This window comes from Indolivaga capnocytophagoides, assembly GCF_036511535.1.
Taxonomy (GTDB): Bacteria; Bacteroidota; Bacteroidia; order Bacteroidales; family Dysgonomonadaceae; genus Dysgonomonas_A; species Dysgonomonas_A capnocytophagoides.
Genome location: NZ_AP028867.1, coordinates 2,453,654 through 2,469,151, shown reverse-complemented (window position 1 = coordinate 2,469,151; position 15,498 = coordinate 2,453,654). Strand labels below are relative to the sequence as shown.

16 protein-coding genes are annotated in these 15,498 nt (G+C 36.0%); 13 read left to right on the top strand and 3 right to left on the bottom strand.

Going from position 1 to position 15,498, the window contains the following annotated elements:
• Positions 1 to 325: 325 nt before the first annotated feature.
• Together AABJ51_RS09920 and AABJ51_RS19440 are read right to left on the bottom strand one after the other, a co-directional pair.
• The gene (locus AABJ51_RS09920; protein ID WP_338372386.1) at positions 326 to 2,698 is read right to left on the bottom strand and encodes a TonB-dependent receptor; all 2,373 of its coding nucleotides are present in this window, start codon (positions 2,696 to 2,698) and stop codon (positions 326 to 328) included.
• 82 nt (positions 2,699 to 2,780) lie between these two features.
• Positions 2,781 to 3,155 carry a DUF8478 family putative metalloprotein gene (locus AABJ51_RS19440; RefSeq protein ID WP_050699817.1) on the bottom strand — a complete coding sequence of 125 codons (375 nt, stop codon included), beginning with the start codon at positions 3,153 to 3,155 and terminating at the stop codon, positions 2,781 to 2,783.
• Positions 3,156 to 4,166: 1,011 nt separating this feature from the next.
• On the opposite strand from AABJ51_RS19440, the gene AABJ51_RS09915 reads away from it, so the two are divergent.
• Complete coding sequence (locus AABJ51_RS09915; RefSeq protein WP_026626151.1) at positions 4,167 to 4,412, top strand: hypothetical protein; 246 nt, start codon at positions 4,167 to 4,169, stop codon at positions 4,410 to 4,412.
• Positions 4,413 to 4,418: 6 nt separating this feature from the next.
• Entirely contained in the window at positions 4,419 to 4,751 is a 333-nt protein-coding gene (locus tag AABJ51_RS09910) for an LURP-one-related/scramblase family protein (RefSeq protein WP_321577274.1), read from the top strand.
• 21 nt (positions 4,752 to 4,772) lie between these two features.
• Here AABJ51_RS09910 and AABJ51_RS09905 read toward each other — a convergent pair whose 3' ends face one another.
• Entirely contained in the window at positions 4,773 to 4,979 is a 207-nt protein-coding gene (locus tag AABJ51_RS09905) for a TOBE domain-containing protein (RefSeq protein ID WP_006798152.1), read from the bottom strand.
• Between the two features lie 298 nt (positions 4,980 to 5,277).
• Between AABJ51_RS09905 and AABJ51_RS09900 the strand changes: the two genes are divergently transcribed.
• The 11 genes from AABJ51_RS09900 to nifE all read left to right on the top strand — a co-directional run bounded on the left by AABJ51_RS09900 (position 5,278) and on the right by nifE (position 15,477).
• Entirely contained in the window at positions 5,278 to 5,628 is a 351-nt protein-coding gene (locus tag AABJ51_RS09900) for a winged helix-turn-helix domain-containing protein (RefSeq protein WP_135107390.1), read from the top strand.
• A 66-nt stretch (positions 5,629 to 5,694) separates the two neighbouring features.
• Positions 5,695 to 6,963 (top strand): alginate export family protein, encoded by a 1,269-nt coding sequence (locus AABJ51_RS09895; RefSeq protein ID WP_338372384.1) that lies wholly within the window; start codon positions 5,695 to 5,697, stop codon positions 6,961 to 6,963.
• A gap of 27 nt (positions 6,964 to 6,990) precedes the next feature.
• Positions 6,991 to 7,743 carry a molybdate ABC transporter substrate-binding protein gene (gene modA / locus AABJ51_RS09890; RefSeq protein WP_338372383.1) on the top strand — a complete coding sequence of 251 codons (753 nt, stop codon included), beginning with the start codon at positions 6,991 to 6,993 and terminating at the stop codon, positions 7,741 to 7,743.
• 59 nt (positions 7,744 to 7,802) lie between these two features.
• Positions 7,803 to 8,486, top strand: a complete 684-nt coding sequence (gene modB / locus AABJ51_RS09885) for a molybdate ABC transporter permease subunit (RefSeq protein ID WP_338372382.1) — start codon at positions 7,803 to 7,805, stop codon at positions 8,484 to 8,486.
• A gap of 23 nt (positions 8,487 to 8,509) precedes the next feature.
• A complete protein-coding gene (locus AABJ51_RS09880) occupies positions 8,510 to 9,175 on the top strand; it encodes a sulfate/molybdate ABC transporter ATP-binding protein (RefSeq protein WP_338372381.1) in 666 nt (221 codons plus the stop codon).
• A 210-nt stretch (positions 9,176 to 9,385) separates the two neighbouring features.
• A complete protein-coding gene (nifH, locus tag AABJ51_RS09875; RefSeq protein WP_026626156.1) occupies positions 9,386 to 10,210 on the top strand; it encodes a nitrogenase iron protein in 825 nt (274 codons plus the stop codon).
• A gap of 73 nt (positions 10,211 to 10,283) precedes the next feature.
• Positions 10,284 to 10,607 carry a P-II family nitrogen regulator gene (locus AABJ51_RS09870; protein WP_006798145.1) on the top strand — a complete coding sequence of 108 codons (324 nt, stop codon included), beginning with the start codon at positions 10,284 to 10,286 and terminating at the stop codon, positions 10,605 to 10,607.
• Between the two features lie 18 nt (positions 10,608 to 10,625).
• Complete coding sequence (locus tag AABJ51_RS09865; RefSeq protein ID WP_338372380.1) at positions 10,626 to 11,021, top strand: P-II family nitrogen regulator; 396 nt, start codon at positions 10,626 to 10,628, stop codon at positions 11,019 to 11,021.
• A 44-nt stretch (positions 11,022 to 11,065) separates the two neighbouring features.
• A complete protein-coding gene (gene nifD, locus AABJ51_RS09860; RefSeq protein ID WP_338372379.1) occupies positions 11,066 to 12,709 on the top strand; it encodes a nitrogenase molybdenum-iron protein alpha chain in 1,644 nt (547 codons plus the stop codon).
• 30 nt (positions 12,710 to 12,739) lie between these two features.
• Positions 12,740 to 14,119, top strand: a complete 1,380-nt coding sequence (locus tag AABJ51_RS09855) for a nitrogenase component 1 (RefSeq protein WP_338372378.1) — start codon at positions 12,740 to 12,742, stop codon at positions 14,117 to 14,119.
• 20 nt (positions 14,120 to 14,139) lie between these two features.
• Positions 14,140 to 15,477, top strand: a complete 1,338-nt coding sequence (gene nifE / locus AABJ51_RS09850; RefSeq protein ID WP_338372377.1) for a nitrogenase iron-molybdenum cofactor biosynthesis protein NifE — start codon at positions 14,140 to 14,142, stop codon at positions 15,475 to 15,477.
• Positions 15,478 to 15,498 lie beyond the last annotated feature (21 nt).

Sequence of the window (15,498 nt, the reverse complement as noted above, 5' to 3'; positions counted from 1 at the left end):
GAATTTATAAATAACAGGTTATTCATTTATCTAGATACCAGATGAATAACCTGTTATAACTTTTAAATTCTCTAAACTTATATAACTACTCAGAATATTTAACACGCTAAAATCCTTTTTACGACTTGTAAATTGTCCGCAGAAAGAAATGAGACTATATTGTATGTAATATTTTTCATGGTACTATGGATTTATCATCATCTTCTTGGTTTATTTTATAAGAGCATCAAACTATCACAGTCCAATGCTCTCTAAAATCATCATATACATTTATGCATATAAATGAAAACAATATTTCATAAAATTAAAGAAGTGTCTCTAATAATTAAAAATTTAGCTTTACCCCTGCATAATAATTTCGGGGCATAGCAGGACCATATATATAACTGGAAGCCCGATCCGGGCCTTTATCAAAATCTTTTTGATAAGCATTGAACATATTGCGGATACCTCCATTTATTTCGAGAGTGGAACCTTTATACAAAGCTATTTCATACCCTAGTTTTAATCCCAGTTCAAAAAAAGAATCGGATTTTTCAGTTCTGTTCTTTTCGATATAGCCTGCTTCATGCGGTACAAGCATACTGCCGGTGTAATTTCCGGTAAGAGATGTACTGAATGTCTTCCAGGGTGTTAATGTTGCTACAAAATACCCATATACATCAGGTGTACGCATCATTCTCTTTTCAGCTATAACATCGTCCGTGTCATCATCTGACCACTTTCGGGCTTCATCATAGCGGCTTTTTTGAATTGTGGCTCCTAATTGAAAATCAAAAAGTGTTCCTATAGCCGCACGTCCTTCTAAATTTACACCGTATACTTTTGCACCTGCAGCATTAACAGTCCGTTTAATAATAGAACCGTCTTCTTGCTCTTCTGAGACTGATGTAAACGGATTATTGAGTATTGTATAAAATCCCTCAGCCAAAAAATTTAATTCAGCAGCTCCTACTTGGTGATACCAATCTACGGAGGCACTAAAACTATGAGACTTCTCTTCTTTTAGGTTCGGATCGATTTTTCTTATAATATGCTCTCCTCCTGCAATATCAACGTGCAGATCTTCATCAAATATCTGTGGAGCCCGAAATCCCTGACCATAACTCACTCTGATATTAACATTTTCAACCGGATTATATCTGATATTCGCACGTGGACTGATGACTGCATCATTCATTAAACTATGCTTATCAATACGCACTCCGGCTAAAAAACTCCACATATCATTTTTCCATTCATTCTGCAAAAACGCACTTTTGATATTAATTTTCTGATCGATAGGTTCCGGTCTGTATCCACTTTGATCTTCCAGATCATCATGATTGTATTCCAATCCAGAGGTGAATGTAGAAGGCATAAATAGAAATTTATCAAAATCATAAGAATACTGCCCTCCTACAATATAGGTAACATCTTTCGTTCTTCCGTATGAACCTAGTCGTATATTTATTGCATCCAGTTTGTCCTGATCACTCATATCTCCGGCATTTATAACAGAAACTGGCTCTCCTCCGCCATAATAACTTTTACGGTTTGTCAATTGTGCAGAAGAATATATGTTGATACGATGTTTTCCATCAGGTGAGAATATATTATAATTCAGACCTCCACCGTCAATAGATGATTCTATCTGTTCTGCAATATATGCTTCATGAGGGACACTATTTAACCGGTCTCCACCTCTGCGAAACTCATGCATATTATGATATTCGAAAGAAAGTTTAGAATATGTTCCTGTTTTTATAAAAGATCTAAACCCTAATGTCCTGTTTTCCAATTTTGGCAATTCAGAAAAACCATCTCCGTCATAATCATATCCGGATCGCTCTCTTTTCTGACCGAATACCATAATGCCCATCTTTTGATTATTAGATACCAGAGAAGCGTTAAATCCTGTATTATTTTCAAAATCTTTTACACCGTTAATTGCTGTTATGGTATGGGTAAGTTGTGCCGAATTACGGGTTGGCTCTTTTGTTATTATATTTATTGTCCCGGCTATGGCTGAAGATCCGAAGAGAGCGGAACCTCCTCCTCGTATAACCTCAACCCGTTCAATCATATTAGCAGGGATTTGATCTAACCCGTAAACACCCGTTAATGCACTGAATATCGGACGTGAATCTATCAGGATTTGAGAATAAGCGCCTTCTAATCCATTCATGCGAACTTGAGTAAATCCACAATTCTGGCAGTTTGTTTCAACTCGGACTCCGGGTTGGAAATTTAATCCTTGAGAAAGGGTAACTGAATTAGTCCTATCAAAGGTTTTGGTATCTAATATTTTTACTAGCGTGGGGGCCAGGCGTCTCTCCGTTTCATTGCGATTAGCTGAAACAACTACCTCATTAAGAGAAACGCTACTTTCGTCTAATTCAAAATTAACTTCAAGCGTTTTTCCTCTTTCTATAAATATTTCTTTTGAAGTTGTTTTATAGCCAACGAGTCTTACTTCAATTATAAATTTCCCTTCAGGAAGATCTTTTAGGTAATAATGCCCTGTCGCATCCGTTGTTGTTCCTATGGTTGTCCCTTTTAATGAGACTGTCATATAAGGAATATGTTCTCCGGTCTTTTTGTCAATTATATGCCCAACCACATTCGCATCTGTTTTTTTGATTTCCACAGGCTCATTGGCATATAAATCCAATAGAGAAAACACAAAACACAAAAAAATGTATATATATTTTTTCATTTTATTATTTATTGATATTTTAAAAGTAAGTACATAAACAGATTGAATCTCAATTTGATATTTGGGATTCTCTAAAATAAAATCAATAATAATAAAATGAAGGAGGAGCCCTTAATAGATAAAAATAGTTAGTAAAACCTTTTATTACAGATTCAGTTTTACTTGCTATTTTTATGATATAGTATGATTGGAATACTTTAAAAGTAAAGGTAAAAGTAATTTTTCCAACAGAATGCCACGATGACAAGAATTGGATCAACTGTATTTCTGATCCGGTGTGAGTATGAAGCGGTTTTCCCTTCTCATCAGCTTTATATGGATGTGAATGGACAATTGTAACTCCATTAATAATGTGAGAGTGAAAAAAAAACGTAATGGAACCGGCATAACAAATAAAGAGGGTTAAGAAAATAACCTTTACTATCGATTGTATGTCTTTATTCTGTCGAAACTTCATTCTTTTTGCAATTCTTCTACAAATATAATATAAATTCAATTGATGCAATATAGTTGCATTTGAAATATTGTTCATTTTTTGTCCTGTGATTTTGAATTAAATTAAACCATGAAGAGAGTATTTAACAAGCACAATATTATTGCATAAAACAGATAGTCGTGTATCCAATAACGGCTTGAATAGCTTTTCTCATTAAACCTTTCAATTTGAAGACTATGAGGCTAAATGTTTTACAATCAGAAAGTCCCTCCAAATAAATAATTTGGAGGGACTATTATATTAGGTTCTTATAAGTCTATGAGATCCTAGATAGGTTGGTCTGGTCACGAATTCAGAAATATTTCGACTATTTCTCTCTCTGTTTCTGGTTTTTCTGTAATCAAGCTTTTATATAAAAGAATAGAGATTGAAATTCTTCAATTTTCTCAGATTTTCTGCTTATTGTATATCCTCAAAAAGGTAACGATTATTACTCTGCGTTTTTCTTAGCTTTACTTAGTTGATTTTTAGAGTGTAAAGCAATTTTCGTATATTTCTCTGTGATTTGCTATGTTTTGGATAGTCACTTTACTATACATTCTGGAAGACATAATAAAACACCTTATCGATTATTATACAGTACATTACATCATATTCGTTTTTCAATAGGTAACGATTTTGAAACCAGTTTGGTTATTAGATCTGCTTAATTTTCTAACTATACTAAAGAGCGACTTAATATTTGCAAGTATATAAAATAAGATTAAACATCAATTATATTTATAAAAATGATTTGTAATATCTCTATACATTTTTAATCAAATGATTTTCTAGCGGTACCTAAAAATGGGTGATTTTACAAACTAAGAATTGTTTCTTTCATAATCCATAAGTTTATTTTTAATAACCACTCTACTGAAGAATTTTCCACATTCTTGTATGTTTTAATCTGCAATAAATAGTATCACGACTCATTATCATATATATATAAATGTTGGCTCAATATTTGTTATTACTAAAATAAAAAAACAAATGGCTCTTAGTAATGCTTTTGCTTTTATAAAGTATATTCAATCAAGTAATGATTTTAGAAAATCTTGTTACAGTTGCAAATCAAAGACTGATTTGATAACTATACTAGCATGTTATGAGATTGCATTTACAGATGAAGAGTTTCGTGAAGCAATTAGTGCATCATTATTTAAATGCCAAACGGAGAATGAATCCTTAGAAATTAAGCAAATAGAATGGCTATATAATTTATATCCCGAAAAATGACTTATTATGGATACAAAAGAAAACAAAAACATTATCATACCCAATATAGAAAAAATTCGTTTTATAATTAAAGATGCAACCGGCTTAGACGTTATGTATGCCTATGAAGATTTGTTCTTTGCAGAACACGGTGTTTTTCTAATCAAAGTTTGTGACAATAATCAAAACCTCTTAGAATGCTTCTTTAATCTAGATTGTGATGTACATAATAGTTTGATAATACTCGAGAAGTTAATGACTTCATCTCAACTGAATGGAATGACTCTCCTTAATAAGGGGAAATTCGATATGAAGCAAGATAAGGGAGAACAAACCTTCTCCCTCACATTTTATAAATAGACGTTTTATTTACAAAAATGTTTATTTCCCGATAAGCACTTCTGTAGACTTTATTATGGCATGAGCAACATCTCCCACTTTTAACTCCAGTTCATCCACACTATCTACCGTTATAACTGATACTATAGTTTGTCCATTCCCCAAATCAATAGTTACCTTAGCCATTACAGCTCCTCTCTTGATGTCTGTAATAGTTCCCTTTAAATCATTGCGAGCACTTAGTTTCATATTTTACAGTTTTAATTGATTATAATAGCATAACAGTAAACCCGTTGTCTTTGTTATTTTATATCGAATGCTTTTTCATTGAACTCACCAAAGTAGCTTGTCTAAGTTTATTAAATGTCTGAATAGCCTTATTCGTAAGACTTAATCCGTCTACATTTTGGTAAAAACGATCTCATTAGACTACATAAATGTAGATTTACGAGAACGATTCATTATACATATAATCATATATCGCTGTATATCTAAAACTTACATCCAATGGCATGATTTCTGATATAATACTGAAAAGAAATAGGATATGCATCAACCCTTTCGAATTATATCTAAGCTAGAAATAGAAAAAAATGGAAGTTGTTTTCTCAATGCGAAACGTATTGAACTATTGAAGCGAATTAATAGTCGGGGATCTATTTTGGGAGCCTCCAAAGATATGAAGATGTCTTATCAGCAAGCATGGGTTATAATCAAAGAGCTTAATAGTATCTCGCCATTACCTGTTGTTACACGTCAACGTGGTGGAACAAACGGAGGTGGTGCAGTAATTACAAATTTCGGATTCAAATTAATAGAAAGTTTCGAGAGAATGGTCTCAGAACAAAACAAGTATATATCTGAAATGGAAGATGATATACTGGCATGCTTCATTTGATTTTTTTTACGAATCGTTATTCTTTTCAATTTATATCGATCTATTTTATCTTAATTTATTTAGGTTATGGACAAAAAAAAGTTTTATTCAGGAATTTGTTTTGGCTTATTCTTAATTTTTCTTCAAGGGCCCGTTTATTCGCAATCAGTAAAGATTGACGGAGAAATACGGACGCGGGCAGAGTATCGGAATGGTTTTCAGAGCCCATTAGCAGATACATTGCATAATGCAACTATAGGTTCTCTTCGGACGAGGCTAAATGTTACTTACAGCGATGATAAAATCAAAGCTAAGATTACATTGCAAGATTCAAGAACCTATGGTCAGACAGGTATTAATAGTACAAATAATTCTCTTGGACTCTACGAAGCATGGGGGGCATATATGTTTACTCCTGAACTTTCGGCGACCTTGGGACGCCAGTCTCTCGAATATGACGACAAACGTCTTTTCTCTGCTGCAAATTGGAGTAATACAGGTAATTCCCACGATCTGTTATTACTGAAGTATGAAACTAAAACAGGAGCTAAGGCACATCTTGGAAGTGCATGGAACAATGGAAGTGACGTCCTTTATGAATCTGCTTATACCGTAAGTAAATCATATAAAATGATGACTTATATATGGCTAGCTAAATCTTTTGGAAAATTCGATGCCACAGCTTTATGGGTGAACGATGGTTTTCAACGAGGAACAACAAATGATTTGATAAACAAGTTGAGTTATCGAAACACAGTAGGCGGAAACTTAGGTTTTAAAGATAAAACAATACCATATTCATTCTATGCAACAGCCTATTATCAATTTGGACACAACCCCAAAGATAAAAGTTTAAGAGGCTATTTATTGGCTCTTAAAAATCAATATTCGATGACAAATAAGTGGAGCATAACATTGGGTGGAGACTATTTTTCGGGATCAAAATATGATCTGGAACAAGGGAAAGACCGTACTTTTAATAAGCTGTATGGTGTGAATCACTCATTTAACGGATCAATGGAATATTGGGCTACTTTACCAACTCAAGGGTTATCTGATTTGTATGCAGGCATTACATTTAAATCCAATTCAAAATTTAATGTTGATGCAACATTTCACACATTTTCTCTGACTAAAGAATTAAGCTCAACAGATAAAAAGAATATTGGTTCTGAATTAGATATCACGGCGAACTATACTATTTCACCTGAAATAACTTTGCAAGGAGGTTGGAGTGCTTATTTCAAAACCGATCAGACCAATACTGTAAAAAAGCAAGTGAATATTGATACTAAATTTCCGACTTGGGCATATGTGATGATTTCATTTAAGCCTACCTTTTTCTCTAAAAAATAAAATACTAATAATTAAATAATGAGAACTATGAAACGACTATTATTTACAGTAATATTACTACTATCCGTCTTTATATATACAAATGCACAGAATGTTAAAGTTGCAGCTGCTGCAAATCTCAGATATGTACTCGAAGACATAAAAAAACTATATGAAAAAGAAAATCCAAAAGCTAAAATAGATATCACATTTGGTTCGTCCGGTACGTTAACACAACAGATAGTGAATGGAGCTGCATTTGATCTTTTTATGGCTGCAGATGTTGATTTCCCTAAAAAAGTGAAAGAGAGTGGCTTTGCAAATAGTGAAGTGAAAACATACATATATGGGAAATTAGCTCTTTGGAGTCTTACTCTCGACGTATCTAAAGGGATTAATACTGTACTTCAGTCATCAGTAAAGAAAATAGCAATAGCCAATCCCAAGGGTGCACCATATGGAGAATCCGCTGTTAACTTGCTCAAATCAAAGAAACTATACGATAAGATAAGCAGCCGGATTGTATGGGGCGACAATATTGGTCAGGCAGCACAGTTTGCCTTCTCCGGAAATGCCGAACTGGGTTTTGTTGCACTATCATTGGCTATGGCTCCGGAAATGAGAAATAAAGGTAAATACTATGTATTCAATGAAAAGGATTGCCCTCCTATTGAACAAGCTTATGTATTAATAAAGGGTTCGGAGAAAAATCCAGAAGCATCGAAGTTTATAAACTATGCGATGAGTCGAAAGTGCGATAAGCTTTGGAGTAGCTATGGATACGGCTTATTAAAGAAATAGTAACAGACCAATTCTCTATTGTTACACTAAGAACAATAGGGAACTTATTATATTGAGATATGGAAACTGATTTTATAGATACTCTCTTACTGACTGCTAAATTAGCGACAGCAACAACAGGCATACTTTTTCTTTTGGGATTACCTGTTGCATATATATTGGCTTATACCCGATATCGGATAAAAGTGATCTTTGAAGCTTTGATTTGTATGCCAATGGTATTACCTCCTACAGTATTAGGATATTATCTGCTAGTAGCGTTTAGCCCACAAAATGGATTCGGGCGATTCATTGAGCAATACTTCGATGTCCGATTAGCCTTTTCTTTTGAGGGAATATTGATCGCAAGCGTAATAGCCGGACTACCTTTTATGATACAGCCTCTTCAAAGCGGACTTGCCAGTTTGCCTGCAAGTTTTAGAGAAGCATCGTATATCTTAGGTAAATCAAGAATAACAACATTCTTCCGTGTCTTATTACCCAATATAAAACCTTCTATAATAACCGGTATTTCTCTCACATTTGCCCATTGCATAGGTGAATTTGGCATTGTACTCATGGTTGGGGGTAATATTCCGGGACAAACAAGAATAGCATCAATTGCAATTTATGATGAGGTGCAAACTTTGAATTATAGTGTAGCTAATAAATATTCTCTTATCTTGTTTGTTACTTCTTTTGTGTTGTTGACAATCATTTATAGTATTAATAAAGGATTCAGGATGAAAACCGGAGGGGAATAAACCTCCATATATATGCGAAAGGTATGATTTATATAAATATAGAACGGAAAATGTTGACATCCGAAGGAGAACGCTCATTAAATATAGATATTAATATAGAAGATAAAGACCTTGTTGCTATTTTTGGTCATTCAGGTGCAGGAAAGACAACCTTGTTACGGATGATTGCAGGACTACAAAAGCCTGATAAAGGCGTTATCGCTATAGGAGATAACGTAGTATTCGACTCGGCAAAGAAGATCAATCTCTCTCCACAAAAAAGGAATATTGGCTTTATGTTTCAAGATTATGCCCTTTTTCCCAATATGACGGTGGAAGAAAATATACGTTTTGGACAAGATAAAGGACAAAATAAACAGTATACAGACCAATTAATAGAAACTTTTGGACTGGATATGCTGCGCAAGCGCAAGCCATCAAAATTATCAGGAGGACAAAAACAACGAGTAGCTTTGGCTCGCTCCATCGCTAGGAAACCCGATGTACTCTTGCTAGATGAACCGTTATCTTCTTTAGACGAATCGATGAGATTATCTCTTCAATCTGAAATACTAAAAGCTCATGAATTATTTGCTTCAACAACACTTATTGTAAGTCATGATAAAGAAGAAGTCAAAAGACTAGCGACACATGTCCTTTGCATAGGAACAGAGAGAATCAGTGAGCTGCAGAATCCTACAAAAATGTAGGATTCACTTTTAAATCTTACATTTTAGAACATTTTATAAAATCAGCTATTTTTTATTTCAAAACGATCAAAGATTATCAATCTATCGATCAGGATATTAAACCGTTATATTATTCAAGGTATAACGGTTTAACATGTTATGGCACATGCTTTGGATATATGTTTTCGTGAAACTAAAATTTCTATTATAAATATAATAATATTCAAGGTTATGAGAAAGATTGCGATTTATGGTAAAGGTGGAATTGGCAAATCAACAACTACACAAAATACTGTAGCCGGCTTAGCCGAAATGGGTAAAAAAGTAATGGTGGTTGGCTGTGATCCTAAGGCGGACTCTACTCGTCTGCTGCTTCATGGATTAGCTCAAAAAACAGTTTTGGATACATTACGGGATGAGGGTGAAGACGTCGAACTTGACGATGTGTTAAAAGAAGGTTTTAAAGAAACAAGTTGTGTAGAGTCTGGGGGGCCTGAACCGGGTGTAGGTTGCGCAGGTCGAGGTATTATAACATCCATAAACTTGTTGGAGCAACTTGGTGCTTATGATGATGACAAACATCTGGATTATGTATTTTATGATGTATTGGGAGATGTTGTATGCGGAGGTTTTGCGATGCCTATCCGCGATGGAAAAGCACAGGAAGTGTACATTGTTTGTTCTGGTGAAATGATGGCTATGTATGCTGCTAATAATATATGCAAATCTATATCAAAATTCGGTAAAGTAGGAGATGTACGTCTGGGAGGCCTTATTTGTAATTCGCGTAAAGTAGACAATGAAGCAAATATGATTGAAGAGTTTGCTAAAAAACTTGGAACACAAATGATTCATTTTGTTCCTCGGGACAATATGGTTCAACATGCCGAAATCAATCGTAAAACAGTTATAGATCATGCACCGGAGCATCCTCAAGCAGATGAATACCGTACCCTTGCAAAAAAAATAGACGGAAACAAGATGCATGTAATACCCAAACCTCTTGAAATGGAAGAACTGGAAGAATTGCTTGTCGGATTTGGTATTATGAACTAATCAGAGATTCCATAGATTCCTATTTTCATAAAATTATTCAATTTACAATCATTAAATATCAGGAGGATTTTTTATGTTATTAATAAGAGCCATAGTACGTCCGGAGAAATCGCCAGTGGTTATGAAAGATTTATTTAATGCCGGTTTTCCAGCTGTTACGAAGTTGTCGGTTTTCGGTCGCGGAAAACAACGCGGACTAAAAGTCGGCAATGTAACATACGATGAATTACCCAAAGACTTACTAATAATTGCAATCAACGAAAAGGACAAAGAATTTGTCGTAGAAACGATTATAGCCTCTGCCCGTTCCGGAGAAAAAGGACAGGCTGGTGACGGAAAAATATTCATTACTCCAATAGAGGAAACTTACACCATATCAAGCCGTAAGAAAGAATAAAATTAAATCGTTAAAAGCATGAAATTAATCTTAGCAATTATAAGAATCGCAAAAATAAGTGAGACTAAAGAGGCTTTAGCTGCTGCGGGGCTACCGTCCTTTACTGCAATGCCTGTTTTAGGAAGAGGCCAAGGACATGGCGATTTGGAAAAGATAAAAGCAATATCTAAGCACAACGATGCCGCACCGGAAGATCTGAAAGATGCCTTGGAATTTATCCCTGAGGTACCTCGTTTGAAGTCAAAACGAATGATAACACTTGTAGTTACCGATGAAAAAAAAGAGTTGGCTATAGAAACCATTCTGAAAGCAAACCAAACAGGGAAATCGGGTGATGGAAAAGTCTTTGTTTTAAATGCATTGGGTTCATACAGTGTACATACGGGTGAAGCTGGTGATGCAACATTGGATTAAACAATAAATAGGATCGAAGGAAATATCTATAATCAAAAGAAATTATGGTAGACGATAAAGATAAAATCAAAGATGGTATAATTGCCGATTTACAAACTTTTAAAGATGAGGTGATAACTAAATATCCCAAAAAGGTCGGTAAAAAAAGAGCCAAGTCAATTATACTCAGTGATACTGAACAAACACCTGAAATTCAAGCAAACGTACGTACTATACCCGGTATCATAACTCAACGGGGATGTACATATGCCGGATGTAAGGGCGTAGTATTGGGGCCAACCCGTGATATCGTAAACATTACACACGGCCCTATCGGATGTGGATTTTACTCATGGCTAACAAGACGTAATCAGACAAAACCGACAACAGATGAAGAAGCAAACTTTATACCCTATTGTTTTTCAACCGATATGCAAGATAAAAATATTGTATTCGGGGGAGAAGATAAGTTAAAGCAGGCTATTCGCGAAGCTTACGAATTATTTCATCCGAAAGCAATTGCTATATTTTCAACATGTCCGGTCGGATTGATTGGTGATGATGTACACCGTGTAGCACGACACATGATGGAAGAGATAGGTGGAGACATAAATATTTTCGGCTTTTCTTGTGAGGGTTATCGAGGAGTATCTCAGTCTGCCGGCCACCACATTGCGAACAATGGATTATTTAAAAACCTGATAGGTCGTGATGACGAAGTAAGAGGAAGTCTTAAATATCGCGTCAATTTGTTGGGTGAATATAACATCGGTGGCGATGCTTTCGAATTAGAAAGAGTATTTGAAAAATGTGGCATAAACTTGGTTTCTACGTTTAGTGGAAACTCGACTATAGAGAGTTTCGAAAATGCACATACAGCCGATCTGAATATGGTTATGTGTCATCGTTCTATCAACTATGTTGCAGAAATGATGGAAACAGCATTCGGTATTCCTTGGATCAAAGTTCAACCGATAGGAGCACGATCAACTGCGAAAATGTTACGCAAAATTGCACAATATTTTGGTGATCAGGAATTAATAGATAAAGTAGAAGAGGTTGTAGCTGAAGAAATGGCTGAAGTAGAAGCTGTAAGGGAGAAGATATATGCGAAAACCAAGGGAAAACTATCCATGCTTTTTGTCGGAGGATCACGAGCACACCACTATCAAGACTTGTTTGAAGAATTGGGAATGACTACAATTGCAGCCGGATATGAATTCGGGCACCGCGATGATTATGAAGGACGTCGTGTAATCCCAACTATACAGATTGATGCAGATAGTCGCAATATCGAAGAGATAACCGTAACAAAAGATGCTACACGTTACAATCCGCGCAAGACAGAAAGCGAATTGCAAGAGTTAAACAAAGAACTTGAATTTACGGAGTATAAAGGAATCATGGATCAGATGGAAAAAGGGACTCTTGTTATAGATGACCTTAGCCATTATGAGATGGAGAAACTGATTGAAATGTATCATCCGGATGTATTCTGTGCTGGTATAAAAGAAAAATTCTGTGTCCAGAAAATGGGTATTCCTTTGAAGCAACTTCACAATTATGATGTAGGTGGACCATATGCCGGATTTAAGGGTGCTATTAACTTTTATAAAGACATCGAAATGATGGTAGGTGCAAATATCTGGAAGGAAATAAAAGCACCTTGGGAGAGCGATGCATATGTTGAAGCTCAGTATGCTTGCTAAACTATTATGAACAACTAAAAAATAAAAATTATGTTACTACGTCATACAACAGCAAAAGAGATAGATCGAAAGGCCTTGACCATTAATCCGGCAAAAACATGCCAGCCGGTTGGTGCGATGTATGCTGCATTAGGATTACATGGATGCCTGCCTCATAGCCATGGTTCGCAAGGATGTTGCTCTTATCACAGAAGTGCTTTAACCCGACACTTCAAAGAACCGGTTATGGCTGCAACGAGTTCTTTTTCAGAAGGTTCTTCGGTATTTGGGGGGTCATCCAATCTTGTGGCTGCAATCGAAACAATATTTACAGTATATGAACCCGATGTTATTGCTGTACATACAACCTGTTTATCTGAAACTATTGGCGATGATATGACTCAGATTATATCGAAAGCGAATGAGGACGGGAAAATACCAGATGGGAAAAAAGTTATTTATTGTAATACTCCCAGTTATGTTGGAACACATGTTACAGGATATTCCAATCAATTGGCTGCATTTGTCAAATTCTATTCAACGGCTACCCCCAAGAAGAAAAATGTAGTAAATCTTATTGCTGGATGGATGGAACCTTCTGATATGCGCGAAATAAAACGGATAGCAGCAGTTATGGAAGCCCGTACAATAATGTTTCCGGATATGTCAGGTGTTTTGGATGCGCCTCTAACAGGAAAATATGAGATGTATCCTAGCGGAGGTACGACTCAATCGGATATGATAGCGACCGGCGACAGTAAGTTTTCTATTGGTCTGGGAGCTTATTCGACAGAAGATGCCTGTATTAAATTGGAAAATAAATGCAAGGTCAAATTTGAAGCTATAGAAATTCCTATCGGATTGAAAGCGACCGACCGATTTATTACTTCTCTTAGCCGTCATGCCAATCTTCCTGTTCCCGATGCGTTGACTGAAGAGCGAGGGCGATTAATAGATCTTATTGCAGATAATTCTAAATATTTCTGGGGTAAGCGGGTTGCTCTTTTTGGAGACCCTGACACATTGATTCCTCTTACTGAGTTTTTGGTAACATTGGATATGAAGCCTGTCTATATTGTTACAGGAACTCCCGGCAAGCACTTCGATGAAGAAATGACGAATATATTGAAAGATATACCGGAAGCCAAATTCAAAAGTGGTGAACGAGCTGATATGTTCCAATTACATCAATGGATCAAACAAGAACCGGTAGATCTGCTTATAGGCAACTCATATGGAAAATACATTGCTCGTGATGAGAATATTCCATTCATACGTATGGGTTTTCCAGTCGTAGACCGTCCTGGTCACAATTTCTTTCCGCACACAGGGTATATTGGAGCTACTAATATTGCAATAAGTATTTTGGAAAAATTCTTAGATCATCAAGATAGAACTTGTCCCGAAGAAAAGGTAGAGTTCCAAATGTAACAAATAGAAATAATAAGAAAATGGCAGGCTTTTTAAAAGATAGAGAAAAACAGATTTTCACCAAAGGTGGAAATTCTCAAAGTTTGGTTGGAGGTAAGCCCAGCTTGGCGGGATCTGTCAGCCAAAGAGCCTGCGTCTTTTGTGGTTCTCGTGTGGTATTGTACCCAATAGCGGATGCCCTGCATTTGGTACATGGTCCTATCGGTTGTGCATCATACACATGGGACATAAGAGGCGCTATGTCTTCAGGACCAGAACTCCATCGCAGCAGTTTTTCTACAGATTTGCGAGAAAAGCATGTAATCTTTGGCGGAGAAAAGCAATTATATCAAGCCCTTCATGAGCTTATCGATAAGCACCACCCTAAAGCCGCATTTGTATATTCGACATGTATTGTCGGGGTTATCGGAGATGACGTACAATCTGTATGCAAGCGGGTGGCTAGAGAAAAAGATATCCCCGTAATAGCTGTGATGGCTGAAGGTTTTCAAGGCTCAAAAAAAGATGGTTATAAAATAGCCTGTGATGCTATGGCAAGCCTTATCGGAACTGACAATTCGAAAGAAATATCGACGATGAGTATAAATATACTTGGAGACTTTAATCTGGCCGGAGAGCTTTGGATGCTAACAGAGTATTATAAAAGAATGGGTATTCAGATACTAGCCTCTATAACAGGTGATGGCAGAGTAAAAGATATTCAGAATGCTCACAGGGCATCCTTAAATGTGGTTCAATGCTCCGGGTCAATGATGCATTTAGCTAAGACGATGAAGGAAGACTATGGGATTCCATTTATGAAGGTTTCTTACTTCGGTATTGAAGATATGTCTGACGCACTTTATGAGGTTGCCAAATTCTTTAAAAGCGAAGAGACAATGGATAAAGCTCGAGATCTGGTAAAAGAAGAATTATCTAAACTTCTTCCTGCACTGGAGCCCTACCGTGTAGCTTTACAAGGTAAGAAAGCAGCTATCTACGTGGGAGGTGCATTCAAAGCTATATCATTAGTTAAGGCATTGCGTCTTATAGGTGTGAAAACTGTAATAGCTGGTACACAAACCGGAAATACAGAGGATTACAAGTTATTAGAAGCTATCTGCGATGATGGCTGTATATTGGTTGATGACTCTAACCCCGTAGAGTTATCCGAGTTTGTGAAACAAACAGGTGCTGACCTATTTATCGGAGGTGTGAAGGAGCGCCCAATAGCATATAAATTGGGCATAGGCTTTTGCGATCATAACCATGAACGAAAATTGGCCTTAGCCGGATATGAAGGTATGCTCAATTTTGCCAAAGAGATATATGAAACAGTAAGCAGTCCCGTCTGGCAGTTTGTAAAACGGTCATTCTAAAACATTACAGATCAAATTCTT